11 protein-coding genes and 2 tRNA genes are annotated in these 16,919 nt (G+C 68.3%); 3 read left to right on the top strand and 10 right to left on the bottom strand.

The genetic code is table 11. The features are described 5' to 3' along the window. The first annotated feature begins 745 nt into the window (after positions 1–745). Complete coding sequence (locus tag KBX26_RS19205; protein ID WP_030333540.1) at positions 746–970, top strand: hypothetical protein; 225 nt, start codon at positions 746–748, stop codon at positions 968–970. A 3-nt stretch (positions 971–973) separates the two neighbouring features. Here the strand turns inward: KBX26_RS19205 and KBX26_RS19200 are convergent, their stop codons facing one another. The 6 genes from KBX26_RS19200 to KBX26_RS19175 form a co-directional block, all read right to left on the bottom strand. Then, positions 974–1,771, bottom strand: coding sequence for a carbon-nitrogen hydrolase family protein (locus tag KBX26_RS19200; protein ID WP_210866036.1), 798 nt, complete (start codon positions 1,769–1,771; stop codon positions 974–976). 135 nt (positions 1,772–1,906) lie between these two features. Beyond that, positions 1,907–3,202: an ATP-dependent Clp protease ATP-binding subunit ClpX gene (clpX, locus tag KBX26_RS19195; protein WP_030333537.1), complete on the bottom strand. Its 1,296-nt coding sequence runs from the start codon at positions 3,200–3,202 to the stop codon at positions 1,907–1,909. A gap of 209 nt (positions 3,203–3,411) precedes the next feature. Beyond that, positions 3,412–4,074: an ATP-dependent Clp protease proteolytic subunit gene (locus KBX26_RS19190; protein WP_030333536.1), complete on the bottom strand. Its 663-nt coding sequence runs from the start codon at positions 4,072–4,074 to the stop codon at positions 3,412–3,414. A 10-nt stretch (positions 4,075–4,084) separates the two neighbouring features. Next, the gene (locus KBX26_RS19185) at positions 4,085–4,726 is read right to left on the bottom strand and encodes an ATP-dependent Clp protease proteolytic subunit (protein WP_007464111.1); all 642 of its coding nucleotides are present in this window, start codon (positions 4,724–4,726) and stop codon (positions 4,085–4,087) included. A gap of 249 nt (positions 4,727–4,975) precedes the next feature. Continuing rightward, positions 4,976–6,322: a trigger factor gene (tig, locus tag KBX26_RS19180; protein WP_030333534.1), complete on the bottom strand. Its 1,347-nt coding sequence runs from the start codon at positions 6,320–6,322 to the stop codon at positions 4,976–4,978. 138 nt (positions 6,323–6,460) lie between these two features. After that, positions 6,461–6,534, bottom strand: a tRNA-Pro gene (locus tag KBX26_RS19175). A 320-nt stretch (positions 6,535–6,854) separates the two neighbouring features. Here KBX26_RS19175 and KBX26_RS19170 point away from each other — a divergent pair. Together KBX26_RS19170 and KBX26_RS19165 are read left to right on the top strand one after the other, a co-directional pair. Further along, positions 6,855–6,925 (top strand) — tRNA-Gly (locus KBX26_RS19170). A gap of 544 nt (positions 6,926–7,469) precedes the next feature. Next, the gene (locus tag KBX26_RS19165; protein WP_030333533.1) at positions 7,470–7,862 is read left to right on the top strand and encodes a hypothetical protein; all 393 of its coding nucleotides are present in this window, start codon (positions 7,470–7,472) and stop codon (positions 7,860–7,862) included. A gap of 106 nt (positions 7,863–7,968) precedes the next feature. Here KBX26_RS19165 and KBX26_RS19160 read toward each other — a convergent pair whose 3' ends face one another. From KBX26_RS19160 to KBX26_RS19145, 4 genes are all read right to left on the bottom strand, one after another. Next, complete coding sequence (locus KBX26_RS19160) at positions 7,969–8,799, bottom strand: hypothetical protein (RefSeq protein ID WP_030333532.1); 831 nt, start codon at positions 8,797–8,799, stop codon at positions 7,969–7,971. Continuing rightward, positions 8,796–9,305 (bottom strand): SigE family RNA polymerase sigma factor, encoded by a 510-nt coding sequence (locus KBX26_RS19155; protein ID WP_030333531.1) that lies wholly within the window; start codon positions 9,303–9,305, stop codon positions 8,796–8,798. Before KBX26_RS19155 ends, KBX26_RS19160 begins: the two co-directional genes overlap by 4 nt. 273 nt (positions 9,306–9,578) lie before the next feature. Beyond that, positions 9,579–9,989: a hypothetical protein gene (locus KBX26_RS19150; RefSeq protein ID WP_167337308.1), complete on the bottom strand. Its 411-nt coding sequence runs from the start codon at positions 9,987–9,989 to the stop codon at positions 9,579–9,581. Positions 9,990–9,999: 10 nt separating this feature from the next. Beyond that, positions 10,000–16,602, bottom strand: a complete 6,603-nt coding sequence (locus KBX26_RS19145) for a polymorphic toxin-type HINT domain-containing protein (protein WP_374224313.1) — start codon at positions 16,600–16,602, stop codon at positions 10,000–10,002. Between the last annotated feature and the right edge of the window lie 317 nt (positions 16,603–16,919).

Raw genomic sequence — 16,919 nt, 5'->3', positions numbered from 1 at the left:
ACGCCGCCAGCGTTCGTCCTGAGCCAGGATCAAACTCTCCAACAAAAAATTAGTTGAACAGCTATCCCGACAACAAACAAATGTTGCCAAAGGAATCCCAACCAGCCAAACCAAAAGGCCTGACCAGCCCGGGGTATAAATCATAATTGGCACTGGCTTTACAAGCACCCTGTTGAGTTCTCAAAGAACAACCACACACCAGCCGCAAGCCCCACACTCAGTGGAACCCCAACCGGGGCATTTCCTGCTCTCGCACCCGGCGCTTTCAGCACCAGGCACTTTTACTACGTTACCCGCTCGTTTCCACCCTGTCAAACCGATATTTCGCGGTTCGCCATGCTTCAACAATATTGCGGATACTCTTACTGCTTCGAGTCCACGATGACGCGCGTCGTTTCCGACGTTCGTTTCTGTCGTGGGAAGCCGCAGACCGGCCGATCACCGCTTCGCGGCTCTCCGCCCGGCTCCTGCCGGCTTCAGAACTCTACCCGGTCGGCTTCGCGTTCGCAACCCCGTATCCGGAGTGTTCCGCACCGCCCGATCCTCAGTCTCGCTCGGCGTTCCCGCCACGAGCCTGGCGCCCGTTCTCGGCCGGTTTGTCCGGCCTCCCCCGTGCAGAGAGAAAGTTACGCGGACGGCCCGGAGAAGGCAAATCAGGGTTCATCACTGGTTCGGGCGAGGCGCGCGGCAGGCTCCTCGGTGCGGCCGAGGACGCGGACCGCCTCGACGTGCCAGAGTGTCAGTCATGGATGAGTCCGGGCACGGTGCCAGGGTGGTCGCCGAGGAGGCACTGCTCGGCCTCATCGGGCCGTTCTGGCAGGTGGTGATCGGTGCGGTCGTGCTGGTCGTACTCGTGCTCTCGGTGGGACGACTGGCCCGCCGGGGCCGGTCCCGGATGACCACGGCGCTGCTGGTCACCGCAGCGGCCATCGCCGGGTTCGCGGTGATCGGCGTCCTGCTGGAGGGCTGAGGCTCAGAGCCGGCGGTTGGCGAGGCTGGGCAGCTCGGCGCGGATCGCGTCGAGCCGGTCGAGGTCCAGGTCGACGACGGAAACGCCCGGTCCGTCCGGCACCTGGCCGATGACCGTCCCCCACGGGTCGACCACCATGCTGCGCCCGAAGCAGGTGCGACCCGGCTCGTGGTCGCCGGTCTGGCCGGCAGCCGCCACGAAACACTGGTTCTCGATCGCCCTGGCCCGCAGCAGAACCTCCCAGTGATCCCGGCCGGTGTGCATCATGAATGCGGCCGGAACCACCAGCAGCTGAGCGCCGCCCTCGGACGCAAGCCGCCGGTACAGCTCCGGGAAGCGCAGGTCGTAACAGATCGACAGGCCGACCCGCAGCCCTTCGACGTCGACCACCACCGGCTGGACCCCGGGCGCGACACTCGCCGACTCCCGGTACGAGACCCGACCGGGGATCTCCACGTCGTAGAGGTGGATCTTGCGGTAGCTCGCGGCCAGGCTGCCGGAACGGTCAAAGACCAGCGACGTGTTCCAGGTGTGCTCCGGGTCCGGGCCGGCCTCGTGGAACGAGCCGGCCACCACCCACATCCCGAGCCGCCGTGCGACCCCGGCGAAGAAGCTGCCCACCTCCCCGTCGACCTGCTCCGGTTCGGGCAGCCCCGCGGCGGGACCCAGGTAGTCGACATACTCCGGGAGGACAGCGAGGTCGGCGCCGCCGGCGGCAGCGCGCTCCAGCAGGGCCTCCGCGGCCGCCAGATTGGCCTTACGGTCGTCCCGGGCGTTCAGCTGGCAGACGGCGACACGCATGTGCAAAGGGTACGGCTGGAAGACCGCTCACGGACAGGGTCACGGCCCGGCCGGCGCGGGTGGTCAGCGGCCGGCGCCCGAACGCGATCACGCCGGCCGTCCCAGAACTCGACGACCGGCGTGATGCGGGGAGGATCAGGCGGACTTCTCTTCGCGATCGCGCCGGGCACGACGGCCGGTGAACTCACGCGGCACAATCGTCGGGTTGACGTTCTCCAGGACGACCTCGCGGGTGATCAGCACGCGGGCGGCGTCCGGGTTGCTCGGCACCTCGTACATCGCGGAGAGCAGGACCTCCTCGATGATCGCCCGCAGGCCACGGGCACCAGTGCCCCGCAGCATCGCCTGATCGGCGATGGCTTCCAGCGCCGGCTCGTCGAACTCCAGCTCGACGCCGTCCAGCTCGAACAGGCGCTGGTACTGCCGGACCAGGGCGTTGCGCGGCTCGGTGAGGATCCGTACGAGGGCGCTGCGGTCCAGGCTGCGAACGTTGGTGATCACCGGCAGCCGGCCCACGAACTCGGGGATCAGCCCGAACTTGAGCATGTCCTCCGGCATGACCTGGCTGAAGATGTCGTCGGTCGACCGCTCGGACACCGACCGGAGCCGGGCGCCGAAGCCCGTGCCACCCTGCCCGGTGCGGGACTCGATGATCTGGTCGAGGCCGGCGAACGCGCCACCGCAGATGAACAGCACGTTGGTGGTGTCGATCTGGATGAACTCCTGGTGCGGGTGCTTACGACCGCCCTGCGGCGGCACGTTGGCCACCGTGCCCTCAAGCATCTTGAGCAGGGCCTGCTGCACGCCCTCGCCGGAGACGTCCCGGGTGATCGAGGGATTTTCCGACTTCCGGGCGATCTTGTCGACCTCGTCGATGTAGATGATCCCGGTCTCGGCGCGCTTGATGTCGTAGTCGGCGGCCTGGATCAGCTTGAGGAGGATGTTCTCCACGTCCTCGCCGACGTAGCCCGCCTCGGTCAGCGCTGTGGCGTCGGCGATGGCGAACGGGACGTTCAACATCCGGGCCAGGGTCTGCGCCAGGTGGGTCTTGCCGCACCCCGTCGGACCGAGCAGCAGGATGTTGGACTTGGCCAGCTCGACGGCGTCACTGCCGGAGCCCGGCGCGCCAGCCGCCTCGGCCTGGATCCGCTTGTAGTGGTTGTAGACCGCGACGGCGAGTGCCTTCTTGGCCTGATCCTGACCCACGACGTAGGTGTCGAGGAACTGGCAGATCTCCATCGGCTTGGGAAGCTCTTCCCACTTCACCTCGCCGGACTCGGCCAGCTCCTCCTCGATGATCTCGTTACAGAGATCGATGCACTCGTCGCAGATATAGACCCCTGGGCCCGCGATGAGCTTCTTGACCTGCTTCTGCGACTTGCCGCAGAAGGAGCATTTCAGTAGGTCGCCGCCGTCACCGATCCGTGCCACCTACGTTCTCCCTGCACTCATCGGCCGGAGACCCGGCCCTGACCTGCGGACGTTGCGCTCCGCCCGGCTTCGTTCGCGCCGCCGGCCCAACCGGCGAAGCGGTACGGACCCGACGTTACCCGCTGGCGGGGCATTCTCCGACCCCCAAAACGGGTGTGTCAGAGGTCGGCCGGGAACGAAGCCCCGGCCAACCTCTGACCCGGTACAGCTCAGCGAGCGGCGTTGGCCGCCAGCAGACCCTTCTTGCGACTGGTCAGGATCGTGTCGACCAGCCCGTACTCCTTGGACTCCTCGGCCGTCATGATCTTGTCACGGTCGATGTCCTTGCGAACCTGCTCGATCGGGCGGTTGCAGTGGCGGGACAGCATGTCCTCCAGCTGCGTACGCATCCGCAGGATCTCCCGGGCCTGGATCTCGATGTCCGAGCCCTGCCCGTAGCCGCCCTCGGTGGCCGGCTGGTGGATGATGATCCGCGAGTTCGGCAGGGCCATCCGCTTACCCGGAGTGCCCGCCGAGAGCAGCACCGCCGCCGCGCTCGCCGCCTGCCCGAGGCAGACCGTCGAGATGTCCGGACGGACGTACTGCATGGTGTCGTAGATCGCCGTCATGGCGGTGAACGACCCACCCGGCGAGTTGATGTACATGATGATGTCGCGGTCCGGGTCGGTGCCCTCGAGCGTCAGCAGCTGGGCCATCACGTCGTTGGCCGACGCGTCGTCCACCTGGACGCCGAGGAAGATGATCCGGTCCTCGAAGAGCTTGTTGTACGGGTTCGACTCCTTGACCCCGTACGACGTGCGCTCGACGAACGACGGCAGCACGTAGCGGTTGTGCACGGCCGCGAACTGGGGCGGCAGGCTCAGATCGGTCATCGTCAGCTCCTCAGCTCAGGGTCCCGGCGCCATCCGGAACCTGTGCGGCCCCGATGATCACCTTGTCGATGAAGCCGTAGTCCATGGCCTCCTGGGCGGTGAACCAACGGTCCCGGTCCGAGTCGGCCTCGATCTGCGACTGGCTCTGGCCGGTGTGGTGCGCGACCCGCTCCTGGAACATCCGCTTCGTGTAGAGCATCTGCTCCGCCTGGATGGCGATGTCGGACGCCGTGCCGCCCAGACCACCGGACGGCTGGTGCATCATGATCCGTGCGTGGGGCAGGGCGTACCGCTTGCCCTTGGTGCCCGCGCAGAGCAGCAGCTGGCCCATCGAGGCAGCCATGCCCATCGCCACAGTCGACACGTCGTTGTCGATGAACTGCATGGTGTCGTAGATCGCCATGCCGGAGTAGACCGAGCCACCCGGCGAGTTGATCCACAGGTTGATGTCGCGGTCCGGGTCCTCCGCGGCGAGCAGCAGCAGCTGCGCGCAGATGCGGTTGGCGACCTGGTCGGTCACCTCACTGCCCAGGAAGATGATGCGTTCCTTGAGCAACCGGTTGTAGACCGAGTCGTCGAGGTTGCCAATGGAGTCGCCACCGCGCGCGTCAATCGCCCGGAGCGACTTCTTGGGGATGTGCATGTCGGTCATGGCAGCCCTTCGCTCTCCGTACCGTCTTTCCCGACACTAACCGCTGTGCGGGGCGGCAGAGTCCCGGTCGGGGCAGTGTTCGCTCTCAGCGCAGCTGTGTCGGGCGTACCCGCGGCGCGGGCTTCCGGGCGTACCCGGCAGCGTTTGCTGCCCCGGCGCACCCGGCAGTGCTTGCTGCCCGGGCGTACCCGGGAAGGGAAACGGCCGCCGTCTGCCGCTGAGCGGCGGACGGCGGCCGCAACCCGACGATCAGTGTTCGTGGTTGTGCTCCGCCTCGTTGGCGGCGCGCAGCGCGTCGAGGGTGATCCCGTTGCCGGCCGAGTCCTTGATCGTGATCCGCTCCATGACAGCCGCGAGCGCCTTGCCCCGCCGCACGTCGCCGAAGACCGCGGCGGCCGCGCCGGAGCGCACCAGCTGGTCGTAGTACTGCTGCGGGGCCATCCCGGCACGCTGCGCCCGGTGCACGATCTCGTGCCCGAACTCGTCGTCGGAGACCTGCACGTCCTCCGCGTCGGCCAGCGTGTCCAGCAGGAGCTGGACCTTGACGCCCTCGGTCGCCGCCTCGGTCAGCTCGGCGTCGATCTGCTCCTCGGTCTTGTCCTCGGCCGCGAGGTACTCCTCCATCGAGGCGCCGATCCGCTCCAGCTGGTCGATCATCGCCTGCTTGCGGCTCGCGACCTCCTCGCGGACGACACCCTCCGGGGCCGGGATCTCGGCGGCCTCGACCAGCTGGGCCAGGGCCTTGTCCCGAGCGGCGTAGATCTGCTCGACCTGCTTGCCCTGGGTGACCCGCGCCCGCAGATCGCCGCGCAGCTCCTCGATCGTGTCGAACTCGCTGGCCATCTGGGCGAACTCGTCGTTCAGCTCGGGCAGCTCCTTCTCCTTGACCGTGCGCACGGTCACCGCCACGTCGGCGTCGCGACCGGCGAAGTCGCCGCCGACCAGCTGGGTGGTGAAGGTGGTGTCCTCGCCGGCGGCCAGGCCGACGACTGCCTCGTCCAGGCCCGGCAGGAGCTGCTTGCTGCCCACCTCGTGGGAGATGTTGCTCGCCTGACCGCCCGGCACGTCCTCGCCGTCGACGGTGGCGTTCAGGTCGATCTGGACGTAGTCACCCTCGGCGGCGGCCCGCTCGACGGTCTTGAGGGTCGCGAAACGCTCCCGCAGGTTCTTCACCTGCTCGTCGATCTCGCTCTCGTCGATCTGCAGCTCGTCGACGGTCACCTCGATGGTGCTCGCGTCCGGGATGGTGATCTCCGGACGGACGTCGACCTCGGCAGTGAAGTTCAGCGAGTCACCGTCGTTGAACTCGGTGATCTCGACCTCCGGGCGCCCCAGCGTCTTCAGGTCGTGCTCGCGCACCGCGGCGAGGATGTTCTCCGGGATGGCCTCCTGGACCGCCTCGTTGAGGACGGTGCCCCGGCCCACCCGCTGGTCGATCACCGCGGTCGGCACCTTGCCCCGGCGGAAGCCCGGAACCTGGACCTGCGAACCGATCTCCCGGTACGCCTTCTTGAGGCTCGGCTCGAGCTCGACGAACGGCACCTCGATGGCGAGCCGCACGCGCGTCGGGCTCAGAGTCTCGACGGTGCTCTTCACAGGCGTACTCCTTGACGGATCTCAGTTGAGTCTGGGCGTGATTCAGCCCATCGAGTGTAGGCGAGCCGGCCTGACGCTCCGGCATCGCCCGGGGACCGCACTGGGCGGCACCCGGGGCGGCCCGGCCGCGGACGACAGTCGGGGTGGCGGGATTTGAACCCACGGCCCCTCGCTCCCAAAGCGAGTGCGCTACCAAGCTGCGCCACACCCCGTGGCGACGTGCAGTCTATGCCGTCGCCACGCCTCAGGTGGTGCCGGGGCGTCCCCCACCCGGACACATCGCCCGAAAATCACCATTCCACCCACCCGGGTGCCACCAAGATCCGGTGGACGATCCAAGATCCGCACAACATCACTGATGTAGTGGTCTCCTTGCACGGCGAGGCCACTACATCCCGGATGTTGTGCGGATCTTGGAGGCGTCATGCCGCGGCGTCGGGGACGACGCGGCACCGCGGGGCGGAGGCGCGGTTAGCCGTCGGGCTCCGGCATTGGGTACGCTAGGGGTGCGTCCTGCTTCGGCGGGATGCACGCGGGCGTAGCTCAATGGTAGAGCTTCAGTCTTCCAAACTGACTACGCGAGTTCGATTCTCGTCGCCCGCTCCGAGTGCGAAGGCCCAGGTGGACCGCATGATCGCGGCACCTGGGCCTTTCACATCTCCCCATCGTGGTGCGGCGCGGTTGGCCGAACCGGCGAACGAAATCCTGGGCGACTGTCCCGCCAAGCGGGACCAACTGCCCGCTGGGACGTTTCGGCATAGCTCCGAGTCGCCCGGCTGATCGACGCCGTGACACCGTCGGCGCGGGTGTGTCTACCGGCCCACTTGGCAAGTAATCCGCATCGCCCGTCGTCACGTTCGACGACGAGCGCGTCGCCCGCCGCCGAATACCGACGGAAGACGCGGCCCTTCCCCTGTTCGAAGCCGTACCCGGCCAGTTGCTCCGCCACGCCCCTGACGAAGTCGTTGAACAACGTTCCCAGGGACATTGAGATGGCCCCTCCAGCTGGCCGGGACGGCAACGAGCAGATCAGCCGCGCAGCTTCGACTGCTGCGCGCGGCCGACAGCGCCAGCCGGGGCGCCAGACGTTCGATGTTCGCCTATGCGGCGCCTGTGCAGACGATGGTGGACGGCCGAGACTATAGCGATGTCATCCGTTGGTGCGGGCGCCCCACGCAGGCAGGTCTTCACTGCCGCTCTGCTCATCGTCGTCGGTGTGCTGGTCCTCTTCGTCCCGGCCGGTGACGAGGGCAGCGTTCTCGTACCCATCAGCGAGGGTCACGGGCTGTCCGCCGTGGACGGGGTCGGCGCAGCGCTGCTGGCGGCCGGCGGCACCTGGCTGGAGGTGCTGGTGGTGCGACGCCTGCCGCACCTCGCCCTACCGCCACGGGTGTTGTTCGCACTTGGCCTGCTGGCCGGTCTCGGCGTGGGGCTCCTGGTCGCCTCGGTCTTCTCGGGGTTCTTCTGGTGGTGGGCCGTCGGCGCCACCATGCTCGGCCTCGCCCTGCTCGTCCTCGTCCCCCTTACGGCACGCCGCTGAGAAGGACGCGCAGGTCACCGGCGCGGCGGCCCTGAGACACAGCAGGGCCCAGGTGAACCGATGGATCTCGGCACCTGGACCCACTCGGCAAAACCGAGTTGCCGTGTCACTTCAGGTGGAACCTCTCGTCGACGGCGAGCGCCGCCAACTGCGGTACGGAGAACGGCAGCTCCGTCAACGCGGGCCGGCTCTCGTCAAGCCGTACGCCCTGCGCCACGAACACCACCACGCCGTCCGGATGCCGGTACGCCGACCACTGGTCCAGCCGGTCGTCGCTGCCCGGTCGGACCACCACGCCGACCCGCGCCGCGCCGACGGTCTCGACCTGGCACTCGCCCCGCATGCCCCAGAACGTCTGGGCCAGGTCGCACGGCTCGGTCGGCATCGGATTGCCGGCGTCGTACACCTCGACCACAACGCGCCCGGTGCTGCGGCCCTGCGCGACGGCCACCGAAGTGGAGTAGCTCCACACGTCGGCGCCGTCCACCCTGGCCTCGAACTGCGCCTGGTGGGTCCGCAGCGTCCGCTGCTCGGCGGACTGACCAGATGGGTCGTCGGGCGTGGTGAAACCGGCGGGTACGACAGCGACAGCCTCGCTGAGCAGGTGCGCTCCCTGGTCGTACTTGGAGCCGGCCCGCGCGGTCCGGTCCTCCTGCGGTTGCCCGTTCGGCCCGGTCGGCCACGGCTCCTTGGTGGCCGGAGCAACCAGCGGCCCACCGCCCGCCGGCTCGTAGACGTGACCGTCCGGAGTGGCGACGGCCGCGAAGCCACTGACCGCCAGCACGACGGCCGCCGAGCCGAGCGACGCCCACACCACGCGCCGGCGGACGTGCGCCCGTCGTGCCGCGCCGAGCGCGGCAGTCGTACTCAATGGTGGTGGCGGGGTGATGCCCGCCATCTCGCTACGCAGCCCCTCGCGGAACTGTTCCTCGTTCATCGCTCCCCCATCTCGATCCCGCTGTAGGTGGGTGCCAGGAGGCCGCGCAACGTGTCGAGCCCGCGTGCCGCCTGGCTCTTCACCGTCCCTGGAGAACACTCCAGCAGCGCCGCGACATCCTCGATCGACAGGTCCTCCCAGTACCGCAGGACCAGCACGGTCCGCTGCCGCGGTGCCACCCGGGCCAGCGCCTGGAGCAACACCAGCCGGCTCTCCGGCGAGTCGGACGGGGCCACCTGCTCGGTGTCCTCGCCGCCCACCCGTTCCCGAAGCCACCAACCGCGGCGGCGCTCGTCGAGGAAGGTCCGGACCAGGATCTGACGCACGTAGCTGTCGAGCACCTCGTGCCGGGAGATCCGGTTCCAGACCCGGTAGAGCTTGACGAACGTGGTCTGGACCAGGTCTTCGGCCCGGTGCCAGTCGCCGCACAGCAGGTACGCGGTGCCGCGCATGGCCCCGGACCGTGCCGCGAAGTACTCGGCGAACGCCTCGTCGCGGTCGCTCATTCAGGCCTCCGATCCCCGTTTCGAGTTAGTCACGCGGGGTCCGGCTCGGAGGGTTGCTCCGAAACTCGCGCAGTTGTCAACGGATCAACGGAGCACCGGACGGGGAGGATATCGACCGGCACGAGCCGGCCCAGCGTGCCGGAGCGACTCCCGCGGGCCGCGGCGAGGACGAGCCCACCGCGGCCCCAGGTTGAGCAGTCGCCGATCGAACTGGCCACGAAGACCGACGGTGGGGCTCGTTCACTACCCGGCCCTACGGCGCGCCAGTTCCGACTAGTCGAGGTAGCTCGGACTGTTCGGCGTGTACCAATCCTGACGTCGAAGCCACTTCAGATAGTTGTCGTAGATCTTCAACAGCCCGTCTGTCGATTCACGGGCGGCCAGAAACTGGTCCAGCTGATCAAAGAGAACCCTAGTGATCCGCCGCTCATCATCCGCGGACGGGCCCTCTGACCCGCCGCTGCCGCTCTCTCCGTTGGCGAGGCGCACTACCAACGCGCGCCAGGTGAGATTGGCGCCGTCGCCGACCTGGACCACCAGCCACTCCCGAAACCCCTGGAGAAGGCCGCCCTGCTGCCCGACGTTCACGCCTTCGAGAAACGCGGCGGTCTGCCCGAACGACCCGTCAACGCCAAGCATCCCGGGGCGCCTCCGAAGTAGCTCTAGAGTGCGTTGCAGTTCCACAGCCCGCACCTCAGAATCCGAACTGGATCGTGTCATTGTATTCCCACAAGCCCTTGTACTCATTGATCGGGACGCCATTTCTGCCGCTGAACGCGTCGAAGACTCGGCCGTCCTTGACAACTACGGTGTGGGTATACCATCCGGTATCCTGGCCCCGATACTTGCCGAGGAAAAAGTTTCCATGCCTGATGGTCACGATCTCACCACCGATCTTTTTCTGAACCTGCGCAGCGACGCGCTCGCAACCAGTGCTGCAGGGAATTTCGGTCTCGGGACGCGGCTTCCATTTCGGGCCGAGGTCCGGGGCGCAGCCAGTGTTGTGGACGAGCACCGGGGTTTTGCCGGCGAGCACATAGTACGTGTGAAGATCCGCGACGGTCAGGTTGTAGGCCTGGCCTCGTCCCACCCATTCGAGGGCCGGGCCGTCGACGGCCACGCCCTCGCCGGTAGCGGTGCGCAGAACGTCGCCACGGTCGAGCTCGGCGGCCGGCTGCCACTGCCTGTCGGTGGCGTTCCAGAACGGATGGTCCTCGGTCGTCGCCAGGACCTTGCCGTCGACCGACAGCGCCACCATGTCGTCCTCGTGGACCCACAGGTGACCAACCGTCCGCGGCCCCTGCTCACCGGTGACCGGGTCGGTCGCCAGCACCTCGTCACCGACCTTAATGTCCTTGATCGGCTTCGTGCTGCCGTCCGCCATCAGGACTTCGGTCGTGCCGGCGAAGCTGCACGGGCCGCCCTGCTGCCACACCGGCTTGAGGCCGGTCTGCGTCGGTAGCTGGGCACCGGGGGGCAGCGCCGCGCGTCCCAGGGCCGTCATGCCGACCGGCAGGGCGACTCCGTCGTCGTCGGGCAGGGGCATCATGGTCGCCCAGTAGCCAGGCCACAGGACGTCCTGAATCCACTTGTGGCATGCCTCGTCGTCGATCTCCCCGCAGACCTGCATCGCCAGTTGGAACTCCTGGTGCAGGACCTGACTGGGGTCCCAGCCGGCGGCCATGCCGAGCACTTCCGCCTGGGAGTCGGCCCAGAGCTCGGTGAACCGGTCCAGGTCGATGGTCGGCGGTACGAGGATGACGTGACCCAGGATGTTCGGGTTCTTCTGCTTCATGACGCTGCTGCACTTGATGGGCCAGCAGGTCTTCTTCTTGCTGTTCTTGCGGTTGGCCTTCTCGTTGCCGACCTGGTAGTCGGGGCAGCCGCCCACGATCTCGGCACAGTCGGCGGGGATGAGGCCGCTGGGGTCGCTGAAGGTGGTGGGGTTGTTGTTGGAGTAGGCGTAGCCGTGCCACTGCTGCGGATCGCTCAGGTCCTGCAGCGGGTCGACGCTGACGAACCGTCCGATCGTGGGGTCGTACTCCCGTGCCCCGAGGTGGGTCAGGCCGGTGTTGTCGATGGTGCCGCCCACGAAGCCCTTGCTGTTGGGCCAGGCGACACCGGTGCCACGGTCCTTCCCGTACGGCAGTTGCCGCCGGATGCTCGCCTGCTGCGACGTGTCGTTGACGCTGACCTGGGCAGTCCCGTGGTTGTCATTGCTGAGCCAGCTCAGGCCGGCGGTGGTGCGGGAGGCGATGGTGGCGCCCGCGTGGGCGTAGTAGCGGGTGCACGCGGTGGAGGCGGTGCTCTTGGTGTAGCGGATCTCCTGACCCGGGAGGTAGAGGGTGCTACCGGTCGGGTCGCGGCGGATGAGCCGCTTGCCGTCCGCGTCGTAGACGAAGCTGGTCGCCCCGGTGCTGTCGGCGGAGGTCTGCAGGCGACCCTCGACGTCCCAGGTCAGGGTCTGCGTGCCCGAGGAGTCGGTGGGTCGGGTGAGGGTGTTGCCGCTCTTGTCGTACGTGTAGGAGCCGGTACGGGCGCCGGTGGTGGCGGAGAGGGCATGCGGTTGCGGACTGCGCGCCGCCGGGTAGGCGTAGTCGGTGGTCGCGTTCCCGGTACTGGTGTGCTCGGTGTGGGTACGCCGGTTGCCGACGTTGTCGAACGTCCAACTGTGCCAGTACTTCGCCGGGCCGCCCAGGCCGGCGACGGACGGCGCGGTGCCGCAATCCCCACTGGCCGGGGTCCACGCCTCGGTGAGTCGGCGCAGCTGGTCGTAGCCGAAGCACTGCGTGTCATCGACCGGATCGGGCGTGACGTCCTGGGTCTTGACGATGTTGCCCGTGGGGTCGTACGTGTAGCGCACGTCGGCGACGATGTTCGGCGCCACCGTGTCGCGGTCGGTGCGGATCCCGGTCAGCCGACCGGTCTCCAGTTCGCGGGTGAACGCCTGCCAGACGCGTCCGCCGCTGCCGGTCCAGAAGCGGTACTGGTCCACCTGGCCGAGCGCGTTGTAGTCGGTGCCCTCGACGTACGACTGGTTGCTCGTTCCGTAGATCGTGTCGACTGTGGTGGGCAGCCCGAGGTCGTTGTAGCCGTACGTCAGGGTCTCCGCGGGGAGGCCGCTGTTGGTGGACGGGAAGGTACTCGACGCCAACGAGCCGTCCCGGTTCCAGCTGCTGGCGAAGGTGTAGGTGCCGGCGATGCCGGTTTCCGAGGCGGGGATGACAACGGAGATGCCGGTGGGCTGGTAGGCGTCCGTGTAACCGGTCGTCTTGACCTGGTACGAGCTCGACCCCACGAACCGGGTGCTCTGGGTGAGCTGGCCCTTGGCGAGGGTGTCGTACACCCACTGGGCCCGCATGGTCCCACCGACCTGGTCGTCGTAGACGGCGCGCTTACGGTTCAGCGGGTCGTACAGGTACGCGAGTTTCTTCCCTCGACCGTCGGTGGTGGTGGCGGTGCGACCGGCGTTGTCGTACGTGAGGCTGGTGACGCCCGCGTCGGGATCGTCCACCGTCTTCTGCCGGCCGCGGATGTCGTAGGTGTACGTCCAGTCGTTGCCCGCCGGGTCGGCGAAGCTCGTCAGCTGACCCTTGCGGTTGAAGGTGTAGGTGCTGGCGTCCCAACTGCCGGCGGTGCCCGGTGTCGGCACGGTCCCCCGGTACTGCCGCAACTGCACGGTGCGGCCCCGGGCGTCGGTGACGGTCGAGGTGGCGGTGCCGCCCGCCAGCGGGGTGACGTCGGTGCGGTCGCCGGCGTAGTAGGTGCTGGACCTCCACTTCTCGACGTCGTAGGGCTGGAAGACCGTCGCGGTGACCCGCCCGGCACCGTCGTACACGGTCAGGTCCTGGGTGGGGACGAAGGCCCGCTCGGTCGCCGTGACCAGGGTGGTGCCCGGCGCACCGGCTGCGTGGTACGGCGCGAAGGTCTTCACCTGTCGACCGGCGGTGTCGTAGAACACGTCGGTGAGCAGGCGACCGCCGGAGGGCGACGGCGCCTGGGTCTGCCGGTTGCGCAGCAGCCCGTCGTAGAAGGTGTACGCCGTGACGTAGTCGCCCTTCGCGTTCAGTTTCGAGGCGGAGACCACGGTGGCGGCGTCGTTACGGACGTGGTACCCGTAGGTCAGGTCGGCGGTGTCGGTGCCCTTCGTCCTACCCGGCAGCCACACGGCAGTGAGCCGGCCCAGACCGTCGTACGTCACGTCGGTGCGTTTGCCGTTCGCGTCCACCACCGACGTCGCCGTGCCCCAGGCCGGTTCGATCGTGGTGGTCAGCACGTGCTGGAGCGGATTGGTCACCGCGGTCGACGTCACCGGGCCCCCGCTGGCCGGGGTGTAGGCGGTCTTCGTCTCGTAGCTCAGCGCGTCCCGTGACGAGGTCATCCGGCCCTGCGCGTCGTACCCGGCCTGGTTCACCGTGGTGAAGGTCGGCGCGCCCGCGTTCCAGGCCTCCATCTCCTCGGTGCGGGTGGTCAGGCCCCTGGTGGCCGCCTCCTCGAAGGCGTTGCCGTCGTACCAGGTCCGGGTCTCACCGATGACGTCGTCCTCGGTCAACGATCCGGGGGTGGCGGCGTCGGCGCACTTCACCGCGTAGCGCTGAACCCGGTGGACCCGGTCCATCAGCCAGTTCGTGGTGTTGCGCGGCGTGTAGTCCGTCTTGGTGCACTGCTCGTCTCCGGCGACCTTGTCGTCGCCGAAGTCATCGACGCTGACGGCCATCCCGTACGCGTCGTAGCTGGTGGTCGTCCGGGTGACACGCTCACCACGGCCGGCGTCGAGCGTGGTGTACGCGCGGGTGGTGCCCACCCGGAGAATCCGGGCGCTGACGGTGTCCCCGTTGATCGTCCGGCTGGCGGTCGCCGCGGACGCCCACGGATCACTGGTCTGCCGGGACACCACCGGGCCGGTCGGCCCGTTGAACGTCCTGGTCTCCCGAGGCGTACCGGCGTACCAGTCCTCGTCGGCGATCCCGTCGATGGTGACCGACCTGGTGCCGCCGGTCGGCGCGGCGCGGTCGCCGTTCATGCCCCGGAAGTAGCGGGTCTCCGTGTACGACTGTTCGCCCGTGTCGCCGACGGTGACCCCGACCCGGCCGTAGCCACGGAAGTCGGACCAGGTCTTGTGCTTCGGGTCGACGAGCCCGTCGTCGTCGTTGTAGTGCCAGGCCGCGCCGTCGTAGTAGTCGTACTTGTAGGCGACGCGAGGGCTGCCCTGCGGCGGCGCCCCGCCGGTGTTGTCGTTCTCGTAGACGGTCGTCACCACGTACTTGTGGAACCAGTCGGTCACCGGTTTCTGGTAGCCCTCCGGCATCCAGATGACCGGGTAGCACCGTCGGGTGTTCGTGTGGGGTGTCGGCGTCTGACCGGCGACGCAGTCGGGTGCCGAGTAGGTGACGCTCGTGGTGCCGCCCGACTCGGTGCGGATCTTCGCGATCCGCATCCAGTTCATCGCCGCGGCGAAGTCGATCGTGTCCACCCGGTTGGAGAGTTGGACCGGGGTGAACTCGATGTCGGGCACGGTGCTGGTGGCACCGGCCAGACCGGTGTGGGAGATCTTGTCCAGCCACAGACCGGCCCGGGTGCCGTCACCGGGGTCCGGGAAGGTGTGGCCGAATGTCCACCGCTCCACGTTGCGGTAGCCGGTGCCGTTGCGCACCTGGGTGGTCACCGAGGCGAGCCGCTTGGTCGTCCAGAACGTCGGAGAGAAGGTGTCCTCGCAGGAGCTCCCGGTGCACTCGCTGTCCCAGGGGGTGTCCGGCCAGCGCACCTCGTCGTGGGTGGTGCAGCTGCTCAGGCAGCGGTCCGCCTCGGTGAGCTCGACCCGCAGTGGGGCCGGCGTGTTGAGCACCGACTCCACGCCGTCGTCGCGCCGGGTGCCGTAGTCGATCCGGTCCAGCCAGCCGCCCCGGTCGTAGCTGGCGGCGTCGTCGGCGTCCCGGTTGCGACCGTACTTGTTGGTCTCCTTCACGTACCAGTACGACATCGAGTTGCCGTGCAGGTCGACGACGTAGTCGAGGTTCCAGCGCCAGGCCTGCGTGCAGTCCGAATCGGCGTACCTGGTGGCGTGGCAGGGCTCCCCCGTCTCGTTGCCGAACACCGGCATCGTCCACGTCGAGTTGGTCACCGGGTTGCCGGACGTCCAGCCGGGCAGACGGTGGGCGCCGAACCAGTACTGCTTGCCGTCGGTGGTGGTGACCACCCAGTACTCGCCGTCGTTGTCGCCGTTGACCGCGCCGGTCTTGCGCTCGATCCGGGAGCCGTCGTCGTTGCGCAGGTGCCAACGGTCTTCCGACGAGTTGTAGATCAGCTCACCGGAATGGCCGCTGAGCGACAGCGTGGCGTTGTTGGTTTCCCAGCACTGGTCACCGGTCTCCAGCTCGTTGTTGGCGGTGCCGTCCATGTCCTCCGCGCAGGACCGGTAGCGCCGCTCGATGTAACCCCCGAACCCGGCCTCGAAGCCCTCGCCCACCCAGGACGGCTGGTTGTTGGACGCCGCGTGGCGACCGTCGACGGACTGGGACGAGTAGCTCAACTCCAACTGCGGGGCGGGCCCACCGGGGGCCGGCGGCACCCGCATCGGGTACGACCAGGTGAAGGCGCCCGAGTGTCCGCCAGCTGACCAGGTCGACGACGGCTGCAACGGGGTGGCCGAGTAGTCACCGGCGGGCCCGGACGCGGCTGCCGCCGCCGCGACCAGACTGGTGGCCGCGCTCACCTGAACCGTCGCGGTGACCGTCTTCGCGGCGGGATCGTTTCGGGAGGGCAGCGGCGTACCCGCGCACTGCTTCTTCGCTGGGGTACGCAGCGCGCACTCCGGCAGCGCCACCAGCCGCAGCCGGCTCGCCCAGTCGGCGCCGTACGCGCTCGCGAACGAGCGGTAGTCCACTGTGACGTCGACCGGGCCCGCTGCGGTCGCGCCGTCCGCCCGGTTGACCGAGAAGAGGGCACCGCGGACCCCGGCGCGGTCCGTGGTGGCCCGGTCATGGATCTCGACCCGTACCCTGCGCGGTCCCGCCGTCGCCGAGCGGTTCGTGGTGGCGGGGGCGGCCAGCCGTACCGATGAACCGCCGGCCCGGACCTTCTCCCCCGTCGCCGCGGTCGACAGGTCGACCACTGCCGCACCCGCCGCCGGCCAGACCGCCGCCGGCTTGGCGCTCGCCGGCGCCGGCTCGGCGGCCTTGCCGGCCGGGCGGGCCTGCACAGCGGTGACCGGAACCGTTGACACCGCCTTGGGCGTGGGTGGTCGGTGCGCCGCGGCCTGGGCGGCGGGCACCGGCGCGACCAGCAGGTTCGCCACCAGGGCGGTCACGACGACGGCCGCGATGCCCGAGCGGCGGCCGGCACGGCGGCGACTGGCCCGCTGGATGAGAGAGGCGAACGCGGCAACAGGCGCAGGCGAAAACCAACCAGGCATCAGCAACCCCCGTGATCAAGCCCGGATAGTGGGCCAGACATTAGAGATCGAGTAGCGGCACTGTAAAGAGCCGTCACAACTTGCGAGAACAAGCAGGACATCTGACCTAATTGATTGATCGCGACCACGTTCCGTGAGCTTCGCCCCGGCGGGTCCGCGCCACCCCGTCTCTTGACAGTTGTCGATCTGTGCACTGGTGTAAG

Source organism: Micromonospora sp. C97 (genome assembly GCF_018070385.1).
Taxonomy (GTDB): Bacteria; Actinomycetota; Actinomycetes; order Mycobacteriales; family Micromonosporaceae; genus Micromonospora; species Micromonospora parva.
Note: the sequence above shows the minus strand (reverse complement) of the source record. Positions and strands in the feature narration are given on the sequence as shown.